This is a genomic window from Roseibium sp. MMSF_3247, assembly GCF_030733765.1.
Lineage (GTDB): Bacteria > Pseudomonadota > Alphaproteobacteria > Rhizobiales > Stappiaceae > Roseibium.
In genome coordinates this window covers 350,768-371,511 of record NZ_JASHII010000001.1, presented here as the reverse complement: position 1 = coordinate 371,511, position 20,744 = coordinate 350,768, and the positions used below count along the sequence as shown (strand labels likewise).

Genomic DNA, 20,744 nt, shown 5'->3' with positions numbered 1-20,744 from the left:
ACTCAGTCTGAGGACGGGAAAACGCGTGGCTGATCAGAAGTTCGTTGAATTGCCGCCTTACTAATGGAAGGCTGTTTAGTTCTCAGTTTTAAGTGTCAAATCGCCGCGCAACACTCGTTCCAGGCAATGCGATGCTCATAACCAACGTCTTCGTCTTTTTCGAGAATTTCTGCATAATAGTTTAGGAACTCTGTTGTGTTCGGAAGAAGCCGTAAATAATATTTAATAGTTTCGAAAACGCCGTTCACGATAATCTCGCATCCATTCTGCTTCTCGAACTCGTCCGCCTTCGCGAGGATGCTATCCTGTTCTGATGAATCAATCCCCGCGGTCGATAGAAGATAGTATCTAGAAACGCTTTCAGCGCGCACCTTATCTATGGCCTCAAGAACATTGATAAGGGTGATTGGCTGGTTGAACTTGATTTCTACAGCTTCAATTGGCTTGCCGTCCTCGATTACAACAATATCACCAACTGTTCCCGCTTTTCTGTCCGCCGATTTCATACGCGCTAAAGCTTCAAGTTGTTGCCCGCTGAAACGGTCCATTTGTTCAAGAATACAACGATAAATAGCATATATGGCAATCTGCGGCAGCCTTGGCGCTCCCGTTTTATATGAAACCGACATATGGCTTCGCAGCAGTTTCTCAATCGTCACAATCGGTAGAGATTTGGGTCTAGTGAGGACCACTCTTTCTTTATTTCTAATTTCGATCAGTGCAAAGATGATGAGTGTTAATAGTGACTTCGCTAGTGACCCAGTTTCATCACTATTGGCAGCATTCACGACCTTTATGAACAAAGGCCCAATTTTCTTTGGTTGTGTCTTGAGAACTAGGGTTGTTTCAAGCGGACCCGCAAATGACAGTGTCTGCGTCAGCCAGTGTGACTCAACGCTACGAGGAAGTGATTTATCAATTAGAAATGGTATCGTAGCGCGTGTGTCATATGTCCTTGCAGCAAAGCCTCCAGCATACTCTGACTTATGCGCACGAATATCCTGGGTAGGGTTTAAATGCTTTACAGCTAGTAGAGTTAACGCTGCACCACGAAATGCATGCTTGGCCCGCGCAAGTTCCAAGGTATCCGCTGCGACTGACTCCGGTATCCCTTGCATGGCAATATAATCTACTGCACCAGTGTCAAGTAGGCTTTCCGCAATCTTATAGCCCTCGTCAAAAAGAGCCCTCATAAGAGCGAGATTGCCTGCTACGTCTGTTTCGGACCAGCTCATTTGACTGTACTTAGAGACTTTTCGTCGCTCGCGCGTTCGATCAATTCAACTCTACTTTCGACGAGCGCCCGTGGGGACAATAGCGGAAATGGATAAGTGCAAAGAAGTCTCTCTTTCCCAATGATTGGGTGTGTCTTGCTCGTCCTGAAATCGTACCTTAACGCACGCAGCGCTTCCGTCATCGATGGCAACTCTTTACTGCTTATATTTATACTGCCCAGAAGGACTTCGGTACCAAGAAAATCACCGCAGTTGCGTGTCTGCGAGAAATACTCTAGCGCTTTCGTCAGAGGACTACTTTTGCACGAAAAGTCAAAGTTTGAATTCACATCAACTACATCGCCACGATTAGCGTAGTGGCCGTATATATCAATTAGAGTGAAGAAGCGTGACCTAGCGGTGAGTGCTTTTTCAATTTCCTGCCAAATATGGAAAATATCAGTCACTTGCGTCATCCTGCACGTTGCAATCAGAGCGTCATACTCAGGCAGGTACTTCCTTAGCCCCGTTATTGAAATCTCCACAGTTCCTATGGATTTTGAGGCACTCTTAGATTTGAAATCCATCAAGACAGAGTTCGATTTATCGACTAACGTGATTTCTGCTCCCGAGAACCCAGGTCGTGCCTCGCCTTTGACCACAGAGCGTGAGAAAAGATTGATGTACTCGGTATTGTAGGTCGTCTTAACCGCCTTGGACTTACCTCTATCCATATGCTTTGGCTTGTTGCCATAGCGGCTTTCAATTGCCGCTTGTGCGATTGATCGAAAGCGCTTCGAGCGCTCCCTTTGTCTTTGTCGAAATGTCGATTTGAACCCGTCAGGCCGCAAGGGGTAGGTAAAGTCATTCACCTTCTCGAATACCTGTTCTCGGAGCGCAGTCGCGATGACTGACGCTAGCCGCGGTGGCACCGAGTTTCCAATCTGTTCAAGCTGGACGCCATAAGTACCCTGCAATATGTAATCGTCGGGAAAAGTTTGAAGTCGCTTGAGTTCGTCTAGTGTGAAATGTCTGTTCTTCCAATGAAACGGACCAGTAAATTTCCCAGGCTGGGCCTTGATGGTTCTACAGGGCTCATTGCGATTTACTTTGTATAGGAGATCGTGGAACTTGGAACGCCAAGCAAATACGGGCTCCGGATGACCCATCTCGGCGGTGAAGTATGCGTAATTTAGTCCTTCTGGAACATCTGGTAGGAGATGACCGTACATGCCGCCAAGATCGTCATGATAAGGCTCCTTGGGGTCTTGAAGGTCATTGACCGCGTCGAGTACAGACACCAACGGAGTGTCTGTCGGTGCGTCTGGGCCGTGTGTCGGACAAGGGAAGCCAAAATTCCCTTCGCGCAGGCCAACCATTATTAGCCTCTCTCTGTGTTGAGGCGCGCCGAAGTCAGCAGTGTCCACAACCTCATAGAAAAGCTTATATCCGTGTTCCGCAAAGGCGCTCACAATCTCACGCCAAGGGCCTCCGCCGTTTGCCCCCGGAAGACCATAGACATTTTCAAATACAAACGCCTTTGGTTTCAAACGGTCGAGAATCCGGCAGTACGTAGAATAGAGCTGGCCTCGAGCATCCTCGGTACCAATAACTCCCCCTGCTCTCCGGCCCGCAGCGGAGAAGGTTTGGCACGGCGGACCTCCGATAATACAATCAATTCCTTCTGATACGTATTCGGTCTCATCGAACTGGGTAACGTCGATGTTGAATACCTTCGTGTCGGGTGAAAAGTGACTGCCACTATCTATGTTTGCCTGCAAAGTGGCGCAGTACTTAGCTTCTATTTCGACACATGCCCGGATGTCGAAACCAGCTTGCTCGAAGCCAAGGTCGAGGCCCCCGGCTCCGCTGAACAGACTAAGGGTTCGGATAGGTCGGTCGATACTCATTCTTTTTCTAATGGCTCATAAGCTCGAATCACCACATTGATATCCCAACATAACGTTGTCCTAAGAGGTGCGAAAGCGCCGATGTGTAGTAGGCGGCGATAAATGTTCACTAATTGTACACGCACTTCGAACTCTGTTCATTGTTGTGAACTGCGTGAACCATAGATACCGAATGCTACCCATTTAGGTCGGTAAGACTGCTTGGTTACGCGAATTAATAATGATAATTCGATCCTGAAAATCGCAACCGGGAATACAGGCTTGAGTTACGATTTCTAAACCAAACAACACAAACTCAGCGGTTTAAAATCCTAGGCCAAAAGGTCACTATCAAGCATAGACTAAAACTGGAGCAACAGCGGGTGATTGACGCGCGGACGGCCCGCCATGCTCGGTTCCGGGCATGCCCAACAAGGGCGTGCCCGCAGGCCGCAGGCCGACCGAGCGGGCCGTGAGAGCGTCAAAGAGGATGACAGGCTCCCGCGCGACCGACAGCCGAATCCTTGGCCGCAGGCCGAAGAAGGATTCGTCCGTCGGCTTGTCCTGACGCACAGCGGCAGGATCGCCGGGACATCGGCTGGATCACCCCAGCGGGCAACAGGCACTAAACCCTTTCCTGCATCATTTTTTGTTGGCATTGCGTTCGCAGTTTCTCGGCTGCCTAGCTTGACCTATTCAGCGCCGACAGAAACCCTGAATGGATAGATCCGCTGGTCATAGCGCCTGGCAGCGCTCGCAGCGGGTCATCATTGGAACGGGTTTCATGGTCGAACACATCGACATATCCGTCAACACGCCGACGGCTGGTGACGGTTGACTTCCCGGCTCGGATACACCCCATCCGAGCCAACGCCGAAAACTTCTCCCTCAGTCAAAAAAGTTGACGCGGCCAGCGCTGCGCAGCGGTTGGAAACAATTTTTGCTGCTGCTTCAAACGACGGCAGTGGCCGTTACGCACGCTCTTCTACGGTAGCTCCCGGTGGTGTCCAGCCACCGCTTGATAAGATAAGGAGCTGCGTTGGTACTTCGTCTGAGACGAAGAGAAAATCCGAGCAAAAACCGAGGGTTCTTGTCAGTCGCTGGAGACTGAAGCATCAAATCTCCGCTCTCCTTCGGCCACAAGAAGACGAGCAAAAATGTCCATCGGTCTGTAAATGCGGTACTGCCGGACATGAAGTCGGCCAGGTTGGTCTTCACCGGACTACTGAAGGTAAGCCGCGGGTGTCCGGAATCCTTTCCTGTGACAGTCCTTGGCTCTGTCCGACATGTGCCCCAAAGCGCGCGGGAGAGCGCGCCGAGCGCGTCCAGCAAGTATTTAATGCTATTGATGATCTAGACGGCCGAGCGGTCTTCCTGACAATGACGGCGGGACACGGACGACGGGACCCCTTAGAGGCTCTAAAGTCTCTGATTTCCGGCGCTTTCCGGCTTACCCGACAAGGTCGTTCTTGGCGTCTCGCTGAAGAGAGGTTCGGTATCATCGGCGTCATGACATCGCCTGAAGTGACTTGGTCACAACGGTTCGGTTGGCACTACCATCTACATATAACTTTGATCCTGCGCCGGGATTGTTCTGACAATGCCCAAGCGGCAGGCGAATGGCTCTTGGAGAGGTATATGCACCTTTTGAAGGCCGCAGGCGGCAGATGTTCCCGGAAGGCGCAGGATGTCCAAGTCATCGACTTCGGCGAGGACCTAGCCGAATACATGGCTAAAGGCTCGGCGGCGTGGGAGGTGTCGAATGCCGGAGCGACGAAAGAAAGCAAGGGGGGCCTGACCCCGTGGGATCTTGCAGTTACGGCAGCCAACGGCAACCACCAGGCGGCTCGGCTTTTCCGGGAGTACGCGGCCGTAATGCCAGGCACGAGATCTTGCGTGGTTTCCCCGAAAATTGCCAGGGAGCTCGGTCTTGCCGAAACAGATGACGCCGATCAGGAGGCCATCGAGGAAGAAAAGGCCGAAGAGGAACTCGTCACCGATGTCGGCCGCGCCGACTGGCACAGAATCCTTCGGAACGGTCATGTGCCGACGGTCCTGTCGGCCATATGGGATGGTGCAGGCAAGGCGAGGATTGATGAACTGATCGATCAGCTGCTGGGGAACCCGAAGCGGCCGCCGCCGCTTCCAGTCGACGACGGGAGGCCCATTCTAGAACGAGTTCATGCGCCATCTGTCAGCGAGCTCGTGAAGGAGATTCAGAGCACCTGGGGGTTGAAAACGAAAGATGCTATTGAGACCGTGATTGGTAACCATCGATCTACTGCCAAAGCGACGAGGCAGCGGCTTGTTATGCCGGATATGACTGAAGTTGTCCGGCGGCTCTAGCTTCCGGCAGGGTCCGGCTGAAGGCCCCCACGGGGTGCCCGCGGAGCGCCGATGCTTAGGAGGTGACCGGAGGTCTGCGGATAAGCTTTAGTCGGTCACTAAATCTTATCTTCAACGCCCACAGGCAATAAATTCGGTCGTCGAGTTGCGCCGGTGACTTTCTTAGCAACAATTTCCCCTATGGGATACCAGTTCATACATCTCGAGACCTATTCAAGAAAAGCAGATTCAGAAGGCCGTTCAGTCGAGTGGATCCTTGCGGAAGCACGTCGCGATCCGGACGCTTCTCTGCATGTTGAATTTCCCCAAGCACCCGAGGTCGTCCTCGGCATCAGTCTTGACCAACTAGCCACTCGCCACTCTGAGCTCGCAGAGGGTGCCACGACGACGCTGAAGTCAGGGAAAACCCGGAAAATCCGGAAAGATCAGAAAAGCCTTTTGACGATCGTCGCCTCTTACCCGGTACCGTTCAAAGAACTGACCAAGGATCCGGAGGGACTTAAATCCCTGAAGAATTGGGAGCGCCGGACAGTCGAATGGCTTCAATCCCTGTATGGTGACGACCTTGTTTCGGTGGTCCGGCATACGGACGAGCGGTATCCGCATCTGCACGCATATATCCTTCCCCAGTCCGATCCGGAGCTCCGGGCGCTACGGATGCATCCTGGGCACGAAGCGAAGCGCATCGTGATGGAATCGGATTCAGCGACAGACAATAAGAAAGAGCTCAACCGCCGCGGGGATCGTGCATACCGTGAGGCGATGAGAAGTTGGCAAGACTCGTACCATCACGCAGTCGGTATTCCTTCCGGACTCACACGGCTTGGACCTAAACGTCGGCGGCTCTCGCGGGAAGCATGGCATGCCGAGAAACAGGCCGCGAAAGCCGTAAAAACAGCTGAAGTGCAGGCGGCCAAATATGTCGAGGCGGTCAAAACCAGGAGCTCCGCCTACGCGGACCGCGTAAGGGCGGAAGCTTCGGCAATCCGCAGTTCTGCGAAGCTTCATGCCGAGGAAGCGAAAGCTGCCCAAACCCGGGCAACTCGCCTTGAACGACGGGCACAAAGAGTTCTTGAACGCGCAAGAGCGGAGGCCACCCGAATTCTTGAGGCAGCCGCCCCATACCGGAAACTGGGTTCTCTTTTCCGATCAATCTGGGACGGCCTCAATTCGTCAACGCTCAAGAATCGCATCCGTTCGGAGCTTAGTACGCATATCGAACACATGTCCCGGAAAACATCCGAGGAGCGAAAAGCTCGACGTCACGCCGAGCGACGAGCAGAAGGACTCGAGAAAGAAATCCAGAATTCGAGGGTTATTCAGGCCGCATCGTCTAGGGAGATATTCCGGCTAAAACGTCGCCTGGAGGCCGAATTGGGGTCAAAAGCCAAAGAGTTGACGCCTAATAGTCCACGTACAGAGCCTTCCGGAGGTGTCCATGGGTACTAGGTCACGGAAAAATAGTTTGAATTTCGAAGTGTTCCGGAAACAGCGCCGACCCCGCACCTGTGCCGACAGATGGCGCCTACATGCTCTCGCCAATTTCCGGCAGCGTCGCCAAGCAGAGAAACGCAGGAGGCTCCTGTGGCTCATCGTTTTGGTCGCAGGATTTCTGTCCGGAACAAGATCACCAGCAATCACACCGAGGAAGAATTGCCATGCCAAATACAGATACCCATCACTCCATGGGGCGGCTCGTCAGAGACCTGATGCGCGCGCGCCATGGGCACAGAGATTTTCTCGAGCACCCGTCAGTCGCGGCTATTCATTCGAGGCTTCCGGAAGACTTACTCGCCTGGTTCGAGAGAGTCGTAATACTCAATCGCGACCCCCTAACGATCCATTGTGTTCCGACACACAAGAGCGATCACGCGTATTTTGAAATCTGGAGATTCATGAGAGACCGGGACTTCCCTGCCCCGGATCCGGAAGATCCGGATAACGGTCCTGAGGACGGTAACGGAGTGAGTTCAAGTGGTATCAATCAGCCCCCGCCCAAAAAACCGCCTTCGGCATTTTGAGATTGCCGCCGGTCGCCAGAAGATGGTCTCAGACAGGCCAATTACCGGAGACCATGATGAATATTGATTTGACTATCCTCACCGACGCAGTTGCTCGTGATCGAGCTTCTTCAATAGGATCGGTAAGAATGAGGAATGCGCGCATCAATCAATTGCCTGACAACGAAATTGACCATGCTCAACGAGCTTTGCTCGAGGACTTTCGCGGCCTGTATGCTAGGCGTTGTCTTGTACACAACCCCAAATGCCAATTCCTGTTCCAGAGTTGGCGCATTGGTTTTGGCGACAATTTTACGAGAGCGGTAAAAGTCTCAAACGACTATCTCCTAGATGAGGATGCTGAGCATATTGCCGAACTTATTGCGGAGAAATGGAACGAACAATTCGATTTGTATATTGAGCGCGACTATTGATGTCGTGAGCAGGGAGTTTTTCTGAAGTTCTGCAATAGTCGGTGCGGTCTGACAACTCGTTCCTTGACGCTCGGTATCGGCTGCGGTATCGCTTCGGGTATCGTAACTCGTTGGCCGCCTTGAAGAATTGGCGGAGTCCTGCGCTCGGATGGTATCGCGGAGTGGAATCCCTCTCTCTCCGCCATTTTCTATGCTTGCGCTAGCGCATTTGGCTGCTTGAGCACATGGCTCCAGGTACGGACCGTTCCCACGCAAACAATGCCCAGCTATGAACCTGCGGCTTGATAGTTGCGTTCCAGCTCGATCAGTTTTTGTTTGCGCCAGAGGCCTCCGCCATAGCCCGTGAGGGATCCGTCAGCGCCCATGACGCGGTGGCAGGGAATGACGACGGCGATCTGATTGGCGCCGTTTGCGCGCGCAACGGCCCGCACCGCCTCCGGCCGGCCAATAGCCTTTGCCACATCCGAATAGCTTCGGACACCACCTGCCGGGATTTTCAAAAGTTCGCGCCAGACATCCCGGGTGAAGGGCGTGCCGTGCAGCGCCAAGGGGGTCTCGAACACTGCTTTCCTGCCCTCAAAGAAACCCGTCAACTCATCCTGGATCTGGTCGATGATTTTTGTCCGGCCAAATCCAAGACTGCCGTTGGCATTGCGCTGCAGTTTTTTGACTTCCGAAGGCAAGGCCTTTCGGTCCAAAAACTCCAAGAGATGCAGTTGGGAGTGGTCCGCGATTGCGATCATGGGCCCGAGCGGCGTTGATACCCAGTCAGTTTTCAGTAGAGGATCAGTCGAAAACATGCCGGGCGCCTGACCCAAGATCTTTGCAAAGGCCTCCCGGAACGCGCTGGCAGAGTCAAATCCGGCCGAGACCTGCGCCTCAATCACCTTGCCGCCATCCGCCAAGGCCGAAAACCCTTCCTGAAGACGCCGCTGACGCGCCATTTCCAGGAAGGTCATGCCGAAGTGCCTCTTGAATGTCCGGCGTACAGTCGACGGGTCCAGCCCCATCCGGCGCAAATCCGGTTCGCCCCAGCGATAGGCCGGCCGTCTTTCAAGTTCGGCTATCAATGCCTTGATGACTGGATCGGCACTCGCCTCCGGGGTCGTCGGCTTGCACCGCTTACAGGGCCGGAAACCGGCATCTATGCATTCTGCAACGGTCTCATGAAATGTGCAGTTTTCCCGCTTGGGTTTGCGGGCCGGACAGGTCAACCGGCAGAAGATCCCTGTCGAGGCAACGCAAACAAACGCCCGCCCGTCATAGGACGGATCCCGGTTCAAGAGCGCCTCGTAAAGCGTATCGAAATTAGGACTAATCTTCAGCATTCCGGCACCATAGGACGAAGCTTAGAGCAGTGCAGCCGGAAATCGGGCGTTTATTTGCTGGAGTTTAACATTCAAACAAACAGGACATTCCGGACATCAGCTTTCAAGTTCCCGACATCCGCCTGTATCGCTTTTTGATTTGCCTCGATTGAAGCAGCCTTGGTTGACAGGGCCGCAGTCCCGGTCGAGAGCGTTGAAATGTTGTTTTCTATCGCGGCCAATCGGCTTTCTGCGGCCGTACTCTCGGTGGAAACACCGCGCACCATGACCTCGCCAGTACACATGTTGATATGCGTGTTTTTGAATTCCACATCGATCCCCACAATCCCGAGATTGAAGACGGACATGGAGAGACTTGCACTGATGTTTATGGCACCGAACAGGCCAGCGGTGATCAGCATATGAACGCCGGTGTTCAAGGTGAAGGTCCCGGCAAGGGTCACATCAAGCTTCCCGCCCAGGAAATAGGTTTCCGTTGCGCCATGATGGACAGCGCGGGTTGTGCCGGTCGTCTTCTTGAAGTCATTGCCGTTGATCTTCGTTGTTGACTCTTTGACGTTCAGATCGAAATCGCCCGTCCCATTGCCTGCCGAAACGCTTACATTTTTGTTCTGCCCGGATTTAATCTCGATCTGATCGTCGCTGTCGGCCGTCAGCTTGCCCGTCGCCTTGATATCGTATGTACCCGATGCCTTGTGCCTGTACTTCTTGCTTTCCAGGTACATTTCCTCGCCAGCTTTGACGAGAATGCGCCCATCACACGCCAGCAGAATACCGTTATTCGTCGACGGGTTAGGACCAGCGGCATGTTGCGCGGTCTCAGCGTTGCTGCCAGCTGTGTCACCTCTGTCTGAAAGATACCCTTCCGGAAAATATGATGTCGCGGTCTGGCTGGTGATCGAAGCTGTTTCAACGTCGGAATAGCCACCTAAACGCAAAAAGGCACCAAGCCCAGAATCGTCCGCTGATGTGGCGGTCGACCCTTTGGCTGCCGGGACATAAAAATATGTGTAGCTGGTCTGGTAGTGCGTGCCCGTATCAGCTTCTTCGATCGCGGGCGTGTTCACCAACGCCTCCACACTCGCAACCCTTGCATCCAGGGCCGCTATGTCGGCGGCGTTTTGTGTCGCGTCTGCCATTTGCTTTCTCCAGCCAGCACAAATCTGCTTACCTAGAGTTTTCGCAAATGGCTCAATTTTCAATAGTTATTATTTTGCAACCGAAGTTTTCACACGTCCCGCAAGCCGCTTTGTATTCATTATTTTCCGGTCATCGGGATTATTCACGATGGATTTAGCACTACAAACGAGAAATTACAGCCTTATCGTGCGTGATCTACAGAACCAGCAATGAAAATCGCTTTCATGGCACGAGAAGATCGATAAACAAAACAGCCGCTGAGCGGATATCTCACCCCGGCTTATCGATATACTTGCTCTTCGGTCGGGAAGCTGCGGTCTTTCACCTCATCGGCATAGGATTTTACAGCCGCTTCGATCTGGCCACCCAGATTGCCATAGACCTTGACGAATTTCGGCGGCGCGGGATTGAGACCCAGCATGTCTTCAAGAACCAGGATCTGTCCGTCGCATTCGGCCGAGGCACCAATGCCGATGGTTGGTATCGGGATCTGCTTTGTGATCTTAGCTGCGAGCGGTTCGACCATACCTTCCAGGACGAGCGCAAAGGCACCGGCCTCGGCCACCACTCTGGCGTCTTCTTCATGGATCGACCAGGTTTCTTCTTCGCGCCCTTGTGTCTTGAACCCACCCATGACGTTCACCGATTGAGGTGTCAGCCCGATATGCGCCATGACCGGGATGCCGCGCTCGGTCAGGAAGCGGATCGTCTCGGCCATGCGCCGCCCGCCCTCCAGCTTGACGGCACCGCACTGGGTTTCTTTCATCACTCGAGCCGCATTGCGAAACGCCTCGGCCGGGCTCTCCTCGTAGGTGCCGAAGGGCATGTCGACAACGACCAGCGCGCGCTGTGTGCCGCGTACGACTGCCTTGCCATGCATGATCATCAGGTCGAGTGAAACGCCGACTGTGGACTCCATCCCGTGCATGACCATGCCGAGACTGTCGCCGACCAGAATGAAATCCGCGTATTTGTCAACAATCGCCGCCGTATGCGCGTGGTAGGAGGTCAAAGAGACAATCGGCTCCACGCCCTTGCGCTTGGCGATCTGCGGTGCGGTGATGCGGCGGATTTGTTTTTGAGCGCTCATGGTTTGAGCTCCTTGGGAATTGCGACTGATGGCTGGATTTAGGCAGCGGGTCTGACAACGCGTTGATCGATCAGAAGGACGGACCCGAAGCGAACGGCGAGAAGAACAACGGCAGGCCTGTCCAACGTACCGCTCAGCTCGGCAAGGGTTTCGGCATCGCGGATGTCGATGCTTTCTATTTGTCCGGACGGCGCGTCCGAAAGGACGCCGCGAACGGCCGCTACAAGGTCATCAATTCGCGGTGCAGTCTTTGCAAGCTGCTCGGCCTGATCCAGGGACCGGCTCAAAGCGACCGCTTCGGTACGCTGGGCGTCCGTCAAACCCACATTCCGCGAAGACATGGCCAGGCCATCGGCTTCCCGCACCGTTGGATGACCAAGTATCTCTAGGGGCGCATCGAGATCCCGCACCATCTGTTTGATCAGGGTCAGCTGCTGGTAGTCCTTTTCACCGAAGACGGCGATATCCGGCGTCACGATATTGAAGAGTTTGGTCACGACCGTTGAAACACCCCGAAAGTGTCCGGGCCTCAATGAACCCTGCAAGACGGCCGACAGACCAGGCACTTCGACAAAAGTGTCTCCACCTGCGCCGTACATTTCATCGACGCTGGGCATAAACACAGCGTCCACGGCTTCAGCGCGCAAAAGCGCGAGGTCGCGGTCTTCGTCCCGCGGGTAGGTCGCCAGATCCTCATTCGGACCGAATTGGGTCGGATTGACGAAGATCGTCGTGACTACACGGTCCGCCTCGGTTTTTGCCTTGCGAACCAGCGACAAATGACCTTCGTGCAGATATCCCATTGTCGGAACAACAGCGGTGGTTTCCCCGCTCTGTCTCCAGACGCGCACAAGGGCACGCATATCCGCCTTGGTCCGGCAGATCCTCATTGGCTCTCCTCCCAGTCCCTTTTCGGGACTTTATTCTTTTCGCAGGTGCAACATAGCCACCCCGCCTAGGAAGGTCCAGTATCCGTTCGTTGTCTAAAAAGTCAGGTTGCGCGCCGAGGGTCAGGACCCATTAAATTGGACGAACTGGTGGGAATGAATTTGTTCGGATACAAGGCGCAAAGCTGCGGGAAACCGTCCGGTTTCCAAAGGTTTACAACGATGTTGCCGGACATATTCCTATCCCAAAGGGACGCAAAAAACGGCTTCAATCTGCTGCGTCGAACCGCTCAACCGGGCAGCCAGCCCGCTTGTTGCGTTTTTCCTTGCAGCTCATTGCCGTTTCTTGCGCCAGCTCATCAAATTTAATGGGTCCTGACCCTAAAACGCACCGTCATAGGATCGTTGCGCGATGCGGCACGCAAGAAGTGTGAAGCCATCCCGGTCCAGGGCTGCGCCAGCTTCCTGACGCAAAACTTCCGCACTCTCGATCCAAACGCCATAGCCGCCATAGGCCGCCGCGATCGCCGGAAAGTCGGTTTCGCCAAAGTCGACGCCGACATTCGGCCGCTGGCTGTTGCGCTGCTTGAGTTCGATGAGCGCAAGGCTGGTGTCCACAAGAACACAGATGATGACCGGGATTTTCAGGTCCCGAAGCGTAGAGAGTTCACCGAGGCACATTTCAAGCCCGGCATCGCCGACAAATGCGATCACCGGCGCTGTCTGGTCCACCAACCGATGGCCCATCGCCAAGGGAACGGCGCAGCCCATGGTGCACAAGGCGGACGACTGGAGCATCTGTCTTGGACCAGAGCAGCGCCAGATCTGGCTGACCAAAATACGGTGTGCGCCACTGTCGGCCGTGGCAACGGTGTTCTCAGGCATCACATCTCGTAGCACGTGGAACGCTGTGCCCGGGCCCCAGCCTGATTGTTCCGGCGCGAACGCTTCAGCAAGGTCCTTGCGGACTGCGGCCGGCTCACCGCCTGACCAGGAAGAAGCGGTTGTGTCACGTGCTTCAGCCAGAAGGTTTAGCGCAGGTTCGACGGCGCTGCGGAGCGTTACTGCGCCTTCATGCATGCCATGGGTCCTTAAAACCGGCGTCACATCAATCACCGGCGCGTCAGACGGCCAGGGATTTCGCCAATTGATGCGCATTTCAATTGGGTCATAGCCAAGCGACAAGATGCAATCGCTTTGATTAACCAGCGGCAGAAGGTGGCCGTCGGCCTTTGGCGACAGGCCCGCGCCGCCCAGCGCGAGCGGGTCATTCTCATCGAGAAGCCCCTTGCCCTTGTAGCTTGTTACGAGCGGGATTTTGTAGGTGCGGCAAAACTCGGCAATAGCTTGCGAAGCGCCCTCATTCACAGCATCCACCCCGGCAATGGCGATGGGCCGCTCCGCCTTTGCAAACAACTCAATTGCGGTGTCCAAATCGGAACCGGACGCAGGTGCGGAGGCGGCGGGGCTTGAGCGGAACTTTGAAGACCAAGCTTCCGAAGTTACTGTTTCGGCGACCTTGATCGGGACGTCGATGTGAACAGGACCGGGCTGACCGTCGAGCGCGATCGCCAAAGCTTTTTCCATCATCACATCAAGCGCTCCGAGGCGGGCGGAAAAGCTGGCCTTCACAATCGGGCGCAGCAACTGTTGGTGATCAAAGACCTGGTGCGTGTAGCTTTCCGCCTCGGCTTGATCGACGCAGCCGGTCAGAAAGATCAGCGGCACCCGATCCTGCCAGGCATTGGCGACGACATTAATGGCATTGGCTGCGCCCGGCCCAAGTGTGGCGAGGAGCACTCCTGGTGCGCCGTCGGCATGCCAACCGCCTTCCGCCATGAACCCGCCGGCATTTTCGTGCTTCACCAACACGAACTTCAGACCCGCTTCATCAAGCGCCTGCATCAGTGCCAGCACCTCGCCTCCAGGAATTCCGAAGGCATGACGGCAACCTGCACCGTGAAGCTTTTGTGCAATGATATCAGCACCAGTGGTCATGGTAATTCAGTTTCCTTTTGCCGGTGTGTCTTTGCCAAGATCAAGGATGCCCCGTTGGGCCAACTCCCTGATCTCGCTGTCACTCATTTCCAAATGCCGTTTCAAGACATCTTGCGTATCCGCCCCGAGCACCGGCGGTGCTTTGCGGTAGTCGATCGGCGTCTTCTCCATTTTGATTGGAGATCCAATCAGATCCACCGATCCGCTGACCGGGTGCGGCAAGGTAATCTTCATCTCCCGCGCCAGAACCTGAGGATCTGTAAAGACCTGCCCCAGATCGTTCACCGGGCCGCAGGGCACACCAGCTGCTTCCAGATCCCGTATCCAATCCGCAGCGTCGCGCTCAATCGTCAGACGACGGATTTTTGGGACCAATGTCTTCCGGTTTCGAACCCGGTCAGCGTTTTTTGAAAAGAGTGGATCTGTGGCCAGGTCCGGTGCACCTGCAACGTCACAAAACTTCTGAAACTGACTGTCGTTTCCAACCGCGAGAATGAACGGGCCATCGGCACCCGGAAACGTCTCATACGGCACAATGGTCGGATGCCCGTTCCCAAGCCGTCCGGGAATTTCTCCAGAGACCAGATGCGCAACACCCTGATTGATGAGCCAGGACACCTGAGCATCCAACAGCGAGATGTCGATGTATTGCCCCTCGCCGGTCTGATGCCGATGATGAACTGCGGCGAGTATCGACACGGTCGCATACATGCCGCACATAACATCTGCGATCCCAACGCCGCACTTGGTTTGCGTTCCACCATCCTCATCGTTAAAGCCGGTGAGCGACATGATCCCGCCCATGCCCTGGATTAGAAAGTCATAGCCGGCACGATGTGAGTAAGGCCCGGTCTGACCAAACCCGGATATCGAGCAGTAGATCAGTTTTGGGTTGATCGCCTTCAGGGTCTCGTAGTCGAGTCCACGCCTCTTGAGATCGCCGACCTTAAAATTCTCGACCAGAATATCGGCCTTTGCAGCCAGCTTCCGGATCAGATCCTGACCTTCCTCGCTTGCCAGATCTATGGCCACCGACTCCTTGTTGCGATTGGAAGAGAGATAGTAGGCGCTCTCAGAGGTTTCTTCGCCGTCCGCATTCTTCAGGAACGGGGGGCCCCATCCCCGGGTATCGTCGCCCCGGCCCGGCCGTTCGATCTTGATGACTTCTGCTCCAAGATCACCAAGGATTTGGGTGCAGGTCGGTCCTGCTAGAATTCGGGAAAGATCGAGGACAAGGAGACCTGAAAGTGCTCCCTTCGATGGAACGGTTTGCTGCACGGATCACCCTGTTGCTGATACTTCCGCGAAAAGGACATGAGAGGCAGGCCGCCGTCAACTCTGGTGGTCTTGTCATGAGATCGCTTTGTCTCAATTTCCCGTCACCGCCAAGTGATGCGATAAGCTCATCTCAGCTTTCCCATCCGCGCATTTCGGACAAGAGCGACCAGGCACGCTCGATCCACTCCGCACGCACACTGTGGCCGCCATCATGAAGACACAACTCCAGCAGTCCGGTGACTGGCTTCCATCTTTCGCAAGACAAGGTTCCATCTGTCAGGGTCTCCGGTGCGGTCTCGGATAGGCCAGTCTGTTTGCGCCAGATATCGAAACTTTCAAAAACATCCCCCTGTTTCCATTGCCCGCCGCCGAGCCAACGCCCTTCCAGGGGAACAACAGTGTCGGTGGTGCCATGGACATGAAACAGGTACGGGGGATCTGTTGGGCAGTCTTTCGGAAGCGGCTCCCAGAAGGCGCCAGCAATTGGCGCATAGCCTGAAAATCGCTCCGATTGTTCGCAGGCCAAATACCAGGTCATGAAACCGCCGGAGGAAAAGCCGGTGAGCATGGTGCGCTTCCGATCAACTCCAAAACGCTTCGACAGATCGTGAAGGACGCTGTCGAAAAACACCGATTCATCACGGAGATTTCTCGGAGCTGTCGGAAAAGACCAGGTTCCGTTCACGCCTTGAACAGCGACGAAAGCAACGCCCAAGTCATCTGCCATCCGCTTAAAGCTCTCGTTTTTCAGCGCATTGACTGCTTTGCCGCGATGCCCGTGAAGATAAAGGATCGCTCCGAGTGGTTTCGACGGGTCGCGTTTTTCCGGCATATGGACGTAATAGGCACCATCACTCAACGTGCAGGGTGTTTCGCCGCCGCAGCTCGTCTCTGAGGCGAAAGCAGGTGAGCTCATCGCTGTGGCGACTGCAAGGCTGAGAACCCAGTTTCGTTTTTGTGTCATGCATGCGCTCCCGGCGGTATTGGTTGTTGCCAATTGGAGAGTGACCAAACGCGCGCAGATTTCCAGCACCTGATGGATCACAAGCGCGCGATTGCGGAGACCTAGGCCGTGTGGACGAATTGGAGACGTATTTCGTGAGACAAGTGCCAAGGTATGGCGGCGACGGTCCTGCAGAGCGTATCGATATACGGTCAAGGGACCGGCGGTGCCAGATCGTCGGCACTTGTCTCACCCTTTGGGCCGTATTTGCATTGCTCAATTCCAGCGCAAATCCGTCTTGATGATGCGCAAGCATCACCTTCACCGGATTTACTTGATCTTGAACGATGCAAATCCCGGCGAAATGCATCTCCAATTCGTCCACACGGCCTAGTCCCAGGTTCCTTCTGTCGGGATGTTGAGCATCCGTCCGCAGTGCTTGCAATGCACGGCGTCCGGATCATGACGGTTCAAGCCGCAATCCGGGCACGGCAGATTGACCTTAGAGGGACGGAAAATGGTCTGAACTAGCCGCAGAAACAAAGCCACACCAAAAATCATGATCAGGACCGTCAGCAGACGCCCGACCGTATCGGTCATGGTGATGTCGCCGAACCCGGTCGTCGTCAGCGTTGTGACGGTGAAGTAGAGCGCATCCAGATAGTTGTTGATGTTCTCGTTCCGATCATGCTCCAGCACAAAAACGATCGCTGTGATCACGAAAATGAAAACAAACAAATTGACTGTCGACTGGAGGATTTCCTCATTGCGGCGAAACCATTTTGACGTGTCGCGCAGCTCCTTCAAGAGGTGGTAGGACCGCAGCAAACGCAACATGCGGATGACTCTCAAAAAGGCGAAATTCTCAAAAAATGCCGGAATGATCAACGAGATCACCACCACGACATCGGCCAGGGACGTAAAGCTTGCCAAGTATCGCCAGCGGGAGCCCGCCGCAATGAGTCGGGCAACGAAGTCCAGGGCAAGGACCACCGCGATAGCGTAATCCACTTCGTGATGATGCCGGTCCGGATCGGCGATCGCAGACACAATGAAATACGCAATTGTGATGAGATCGAAGGCCAACAGCACATAGCGAAAGATCCGCGCGCTGTTGGAATGGCCAAAATACAGTTGACGCAATCGCGATTGCAGATCCGATTTTTCTGCCATTCGTTCAGCCCGCCAACCTATTCCAAAAACATATTTTCACCCGACAAGAGCGCAGATGAAATGTCAATTGAGTGACTGGTTTAACATTGGATTTTTCCAATTGATGAAGATTTTGCACGGCATCCATGATGCGAGACGGTTTATTCCGCGCGCGCCGCGCAGTAGGGTCTGCTTCAACAAAACCTGCCGGTATCGGCGATAAAAAATGAGGTTCTTGAATGTTCGATCTGAAAGGCAAAGTTGCCCTTGTAACCGGCGCGAGCCGCGGGATTGGTGAGGCCGGTGCCCGCAGCCTTGCAAAATACGGTACCAAGGTTGTTCTTGCAGCGCGGTCCAGCGGTAACATTACAAAAATCGCGGAAGATATCTGCTCCGATGGCGGTGAGGCGATTGCAGTAACCTGCGACGTTGCGAACTACGCTGAAGTTGAAAAAGCCGTTCAAACCGCGATCGACACGTTCGGTGGGATCGATATTCTGGTGAACAATGCTGGTGTTATTGAGCCAATCAGCCGTATCGAACACTCTAATCCGGAGGCCTGGGGTCAGGTGATCGATATCAATGTGAAAGGCGTCTATCACGGCATTCGCGCTGTCGCGCCGCATATGCTCGCAAAAGGTTCCGGCACAATCGTCAACATTAGTTCCGGTGCCGCTGTCAGCGCATTGGAGGGCTGGAGTCAGTACTGCTCGTCCAAGGCTGCCGCACTCTCCCTGACCCGATGCAGCGACAAGGAATTTGGCGAAAAGGGTGTTCGCGTGGTGGGCCTGAGCCCAGGGACCGTTGCCACACAAATGCAGGTCGATATCAAAGCATCAGGGATCAATCCGGTCAGCCAGCTTGATCCGTCCGTGCACATCCCTGCCGAATGGGTCGGCGAAACGATCTGCTGGCTCTGTACTCCGGCGGGAGATACCTATCGCGGTATCGACTGCTCTTTGCGCGATGAAGATGTGCGCAAGGCGGTTGGCTTGATTTGATCCCTCCGGAATCAAAAGAGGGCCGCTGAGCGGCCCTCCCATGAGATCGTTTGACCTTTGTTCCGGATTACATCCCGGCGAAACCGTTCGATACCAGAGGCTGCTCCAGCACCGTTCCATCCCGCCCAGATACAAGGGCCAAATTCCGATACTCACTAGACATGGGCACACCTCCTTTCTAACGTTGAAGACAAGGAGATTGTTCTTGAGAATCAGCAGTATGACAAGCACAAAAACTGGTCATGCATGCCTTCCAAACACGCAAATCCACAGACCGTTACTGAGGAGCAACAGCCGCGTCAGCAATGCTTTGGAAGACGCCATCAAGCTCTGCTGCCAAGCCAGCCAGTTTTTCGCCGCCCTCATCCATGTATGGCGCGAAGATAAAACTCGGCGTTTTCCAGGATAGGGTTGCAGTCTTGTCCGCATTCTCGGTCACATAAAACCGGATTGGGGCCTCAATGCCGGCAGCGACGGACGCCTCCAGCATTCGTACCGCATAGTCGTTCCGATAAACGCCGAGAACACGATTGCCCGGGATTGTCAGCCCCCTACCCTTTGCACCGGCCGAGGCGCTTGCCTGTGTTACAAGCAGCATGCCGGCCTCTTTCACTGCTGCTTTGAGGCCGTCAACCAGTTCTTGGTAGGACTGGGATGTCGATCGCACCTGCCACCCCTCACGAGGTGCAATGCTGTCAGCTTGAACGGGGCCAAGCCCCAGGAAAACCGTCAGCAGGATTGGAAACATATAACGCAAAGGCTAATCCTCCACTGGAAAACATCGAGTGGCGCGCACAATAACCAGTGGCTCTTTCACACACGTCTCACAATCGGGTGTGGGGCTTGCTGTCGGAGTCTCAGCCCATACCAAGTTTCAGACGCACCCGGACCCCGACCATCGACCCCACAAATCCGAACAGCAGCCAAAGCCAACCGTGCAGTGAGCCAGATACCAGCCCGCCAAGATAGGCTCCAATGTTGCAGCCATAGGCGAGCCTTGCCCCATATCCCATCAACAAACCGCCGGCGATCGCCGTCAAGACATCGCGGCGGGTAAGCTTCCAGAGCGGCGCATATTTTCCAGCCAGTGCGGCCGCGGCCATCGCGCCAAAAATGATCCCAAAATTCATGACCGATGTCGTGTCTCTCAAGACACTGTTTTCAAGCGCGCCTTTCTGCCAGGTCCAATACGGCCAGGTTTCCACCGGAATCCCGATGAAATGAAATGCCTTCGCGCCCCAAAGGGCGAAGGCGGATGTAATGCCCCATGGCCGGCCAACCACGATAAAAGTTGCGATTCCAACAACCGCTAGCATCACCGCACCGAACATCGGTGACCATGGGCCTTGCAGAACGGATTCGGTTTTACGGGCCGGCGCGATATCCCCATGCGCGCGGCGCTCCAGCCAGACGGTCAAGAGCGCAATACCCCCAAGCACCAAAGCGGTCAGCAAAAACGCCCCTTGCGGACCAAACTCGCGGATCAGCGAAACCGGCTGTAGCTTGGGCAATTGCCCCCACAAATGGAGATGCGCGGTTGCAAACACGGACCCGAGAATAAAGGCGGCCAACGTGATCATCATACGCGTCGATCCACCGCCCGCGGTGAAGAGCGTCCCCGACCCGCAACCGCCTCCGAGCTGCATGCCTGCGCCAAACATGAAGGCTCCGATGGCGGCAGCGACGCCGAACGGAAAGACGAAACCGCCCGCCGGCCATCCAAGGGTATCGCCCCATGCGATCAACGGAAAGGAAACGGCGCTTGTCAGCAGGATGAGGACGAACTGCGCCCGCAAACCGCCGCCCCGTTTCTCCGTCACAATGCGCCGCCAAGCAGCGGTAAACCCGAAGCTCGCATGATACAGCGAAATGCCGGCAAGCCCGCCAATCAGGACAGCCATGCCTTGGCGGGGACCCGCAGCTGCATGTGCGCCGATCGATATCAGCCCGATGATACCAAACGCGATGACTGCAATCGCAGTTTGAGGACTTTTCAATGACACGGCCATAGTCGCTATCTCTTCAAACTTAAGGACACTCGGTC

The 20,744-nt window shown here is 54.8% G+C and carries 16 protein-coding genes; 4 read left to right on the top strand and 12 right to left on the bottom strand.

Annotated features, from left to right (window positions below):
* Positions 1-95 precede the first annotated feature (95 nt).
* Both RBB44_RS01595 and RBB44_RS01590 read right to left on the bottom strand, forming a co-directional pair.
* On the bottom strand, positions 96-1,235 hold the full coding sequence (locus RBB44_RS01595) for a hypothetical protein (RefSeq protein ID WP_306148133.1): 1,140 nt from the start codon (positions 1,233-1,235) through the stop codon (positions 96-98).
* Positions 1,232-3,124 carry a DNA cytosine methyltransferase gene (locus tag RBB44_RS01590; protein WP_306148132.1) on the bottom strand — a complete coding sequence of 631 codons (1,893 nt, stop codon included), beginning with the start codon at positions 3,122-3,124 and terminating at the stop codon, positions 1,232-1,234. Before RBB44_RS01590 ends, RBB44_RS01595 begins: the two co-directional genes overlap by 4 nt.
* Positions 3,125-4,741: 1,617 nt before the next feature.
* On the opposite strand from RBB44_RS01590, the gene RBB44_RS01585 reads away from it, so the two are divergent.
* The 3 genes from RBB44_RS01585 (at position 4,742) to RBB44_RS01575 (ending at position 7,883) form a co-directional block, all read left to right on the top strand.
* Positions 4,742-5,449 carry a hypothetical protein gene (locus RBB44_RS01585; RefSeq protein ID WP_306148131.1) on the top strand — a complete coding sequence of 236 codons (708 nt, stop codon included), beginning with the start codon at positions 4,742-4,744 and terminating at the stop codon, positions 5,447-5,449.
* 180 nt (positions 5,450-5,629) lie between these two features.
* Complete coding sequence (locus RBB44_RS01580) at positions 5,630-6,898, top strand: plasmid recombination protein (RefSeq protein ID WP_306148130.1); 1,269 nt, start codon at positions 5,630-5,632, stop codon at positions 6,896-6,898.
* Between the two features lie 625 nt (positions 6,899-7,523).
* Positions 7,524-7,883, top strand: a complete 360-nt coding sequence (locus tag RBB44_RS01575; protein WP_306156086.1) for a hypothetical protein — start codon at positions 7,524-7,526, stop codon at positions 7,881-7,883.
* Positions 7,884-8,149: 266 nt separating this feature from the next.
* On the opposite strand, the gene RBB44_RS01570 is transcribed toward RBB44_RS01575, so the two are convergent.
* The 8 genes from RBB44_RS01570 to RBB44_RS01535 all read right to left on the bottom strand — a co-directional run bounded on the left by RBB44_RS01570 (position 8,150) and on the right by RBB44_RS01535 (position 17,720).
* A complete protein-coding gene (locus RBB44_RS01570) occupies positions 8,150-9,211 on the bottom strand; it encodes a bifunctional transcriptional activator/DNA repair enzyme AdaA (protein WP_306148128.1) in 1,062 nt (353 codons plus the stop codon).
* 71 nt (positions 9,212-9,282) lie between these two features.
* A complete protein-coding gene (locus RBB44_RS01565; protein WP_306148127.1) occupies positions 9,283-10,350 on the bottom strand; it encodes a hypothetical protein in 1,068 nt (355 codons plus the stop codon).
* A 281-nt stretch (positions 10,351-10,631) separates the two neighbouring features.
* Positions 10,632-11,441 (bottom strand): 3-methyl-2-oxobutanoate hydroxymethyltransferase, encoded by an 810-nt coding sequence (gene panB, locus RBB44_RS01560; RefSeq protein ID WP_306148126.1) that lies wholly within the window; start codon positions 11,439-11,441, stop codon positions 10,632-10,634.
* Between the two features lie 38 nt (positions 11,442-11,479).
* On the bottom strand, positions 11,480-12,331 hold the full coding sequence (panC, locus tag RBB44_RS01555) for a pantoate--beta-alanine ligase (RefSeq protein ID WP_306148125.1): 852 nt from the start codon (positions 12,329-12,331) through the stop codon (positions 11,480-11,482).
* A 378-nt stretch (positions 12,332-12,709) separates the two neighbouring features.
* Complete coding sequence (locus RBB44_RS01550) at positions 12,710-14,326, bottom strand: thiamine pyrophosphate-binding protein (RefSeq protein WP_306148124.1); 1,617 nt, start codon at positions 14,324-14,326, stop codon at positions 12,710-12,712.
* A 6-nt stretch (positions 14,327-14,332) separates the two neighbouring features.
* A complete protein-coding gene (locus tag RBB44_RS01545; protein ID WP_306148123.1) occupies positions 14,333-15,604 on the bottom strand; it encodes a CaiB/BaiF CoA-transferase family protein in 1,272 nt (423 codons plus the stop codon).
* Between the two features lie 130 nt (positions 15,605-15,734).
* Positions 15,735-16,568, bottom strand: a complete 834-nt coding sequence (locus RBB44_RS01540) for a PHB depolymerase family esterase (protein ID WP_306148122.1) — start codon at positions 16,566-16,568, stop codon at positions 15,735-15,737.
* A 369-nt stretch (positions 16,569-16,937) separates the two neighbouring features.
* Positions 16,938-17,720, bottom strand: a complete 783-nt coding sequence (locus tag RBB44_RS01535) for an ion transporter (protein ID WP_209172226.1) — start codon at positions 17,718-17,720, stop codon at positions 16,938-16,940.
* Between the two features lie 218 nt (positions 17,721-17,938).
* Between RBB44_RS01535 and RBB44_RS01530 the strand changes: the two genes are divergently transcribed.
* A complete protein-coding gene (locus tag RBB44_RS01530) occupies positions 17,939-18,700 on the top strand; it encodes an SDR family oxidoreductase (RefSeq protein ID WP_306148121.1) in 762 nt (253 codons plus the stop codon).
* A 277-nt stretch (positions 18,701-18,977) separates the two neighbouring features.
* Here the strand turns inward: RBB44_RS01530 and RBB44_RS01525 are convergent, their stop codons facing one another.
* Positions 18,978-19,448 carry a DUF302 domain-containing protein gene (locus tag RBB44_RS01525; protein ID WP_306148341.1) on the bottom strand — a complete coding sequence of 157 codons (471 nt, stop codon included), beginning with the start codon at positions 19,446-19,448 and terminating at the stop codon, positions 18,978-18,980.
* A 109-nt stretch (positions 19,449-19,557) separates the two neighbouring features.
* Positions 19,558-20,709: a YeeE/YedE family protein gene (locus tag RBB44_RS01520; RefSeq protein ID WP_306148120.1), complete on the bottom strand. Its 1,152-nt coding sequence runs from the start codon at positions 20,707-20,709 to the stop codon at positions 19,558-19,560.
* Between the last annotated feature and the right edge of the window lie 35 nt (positions 20,710-20,744).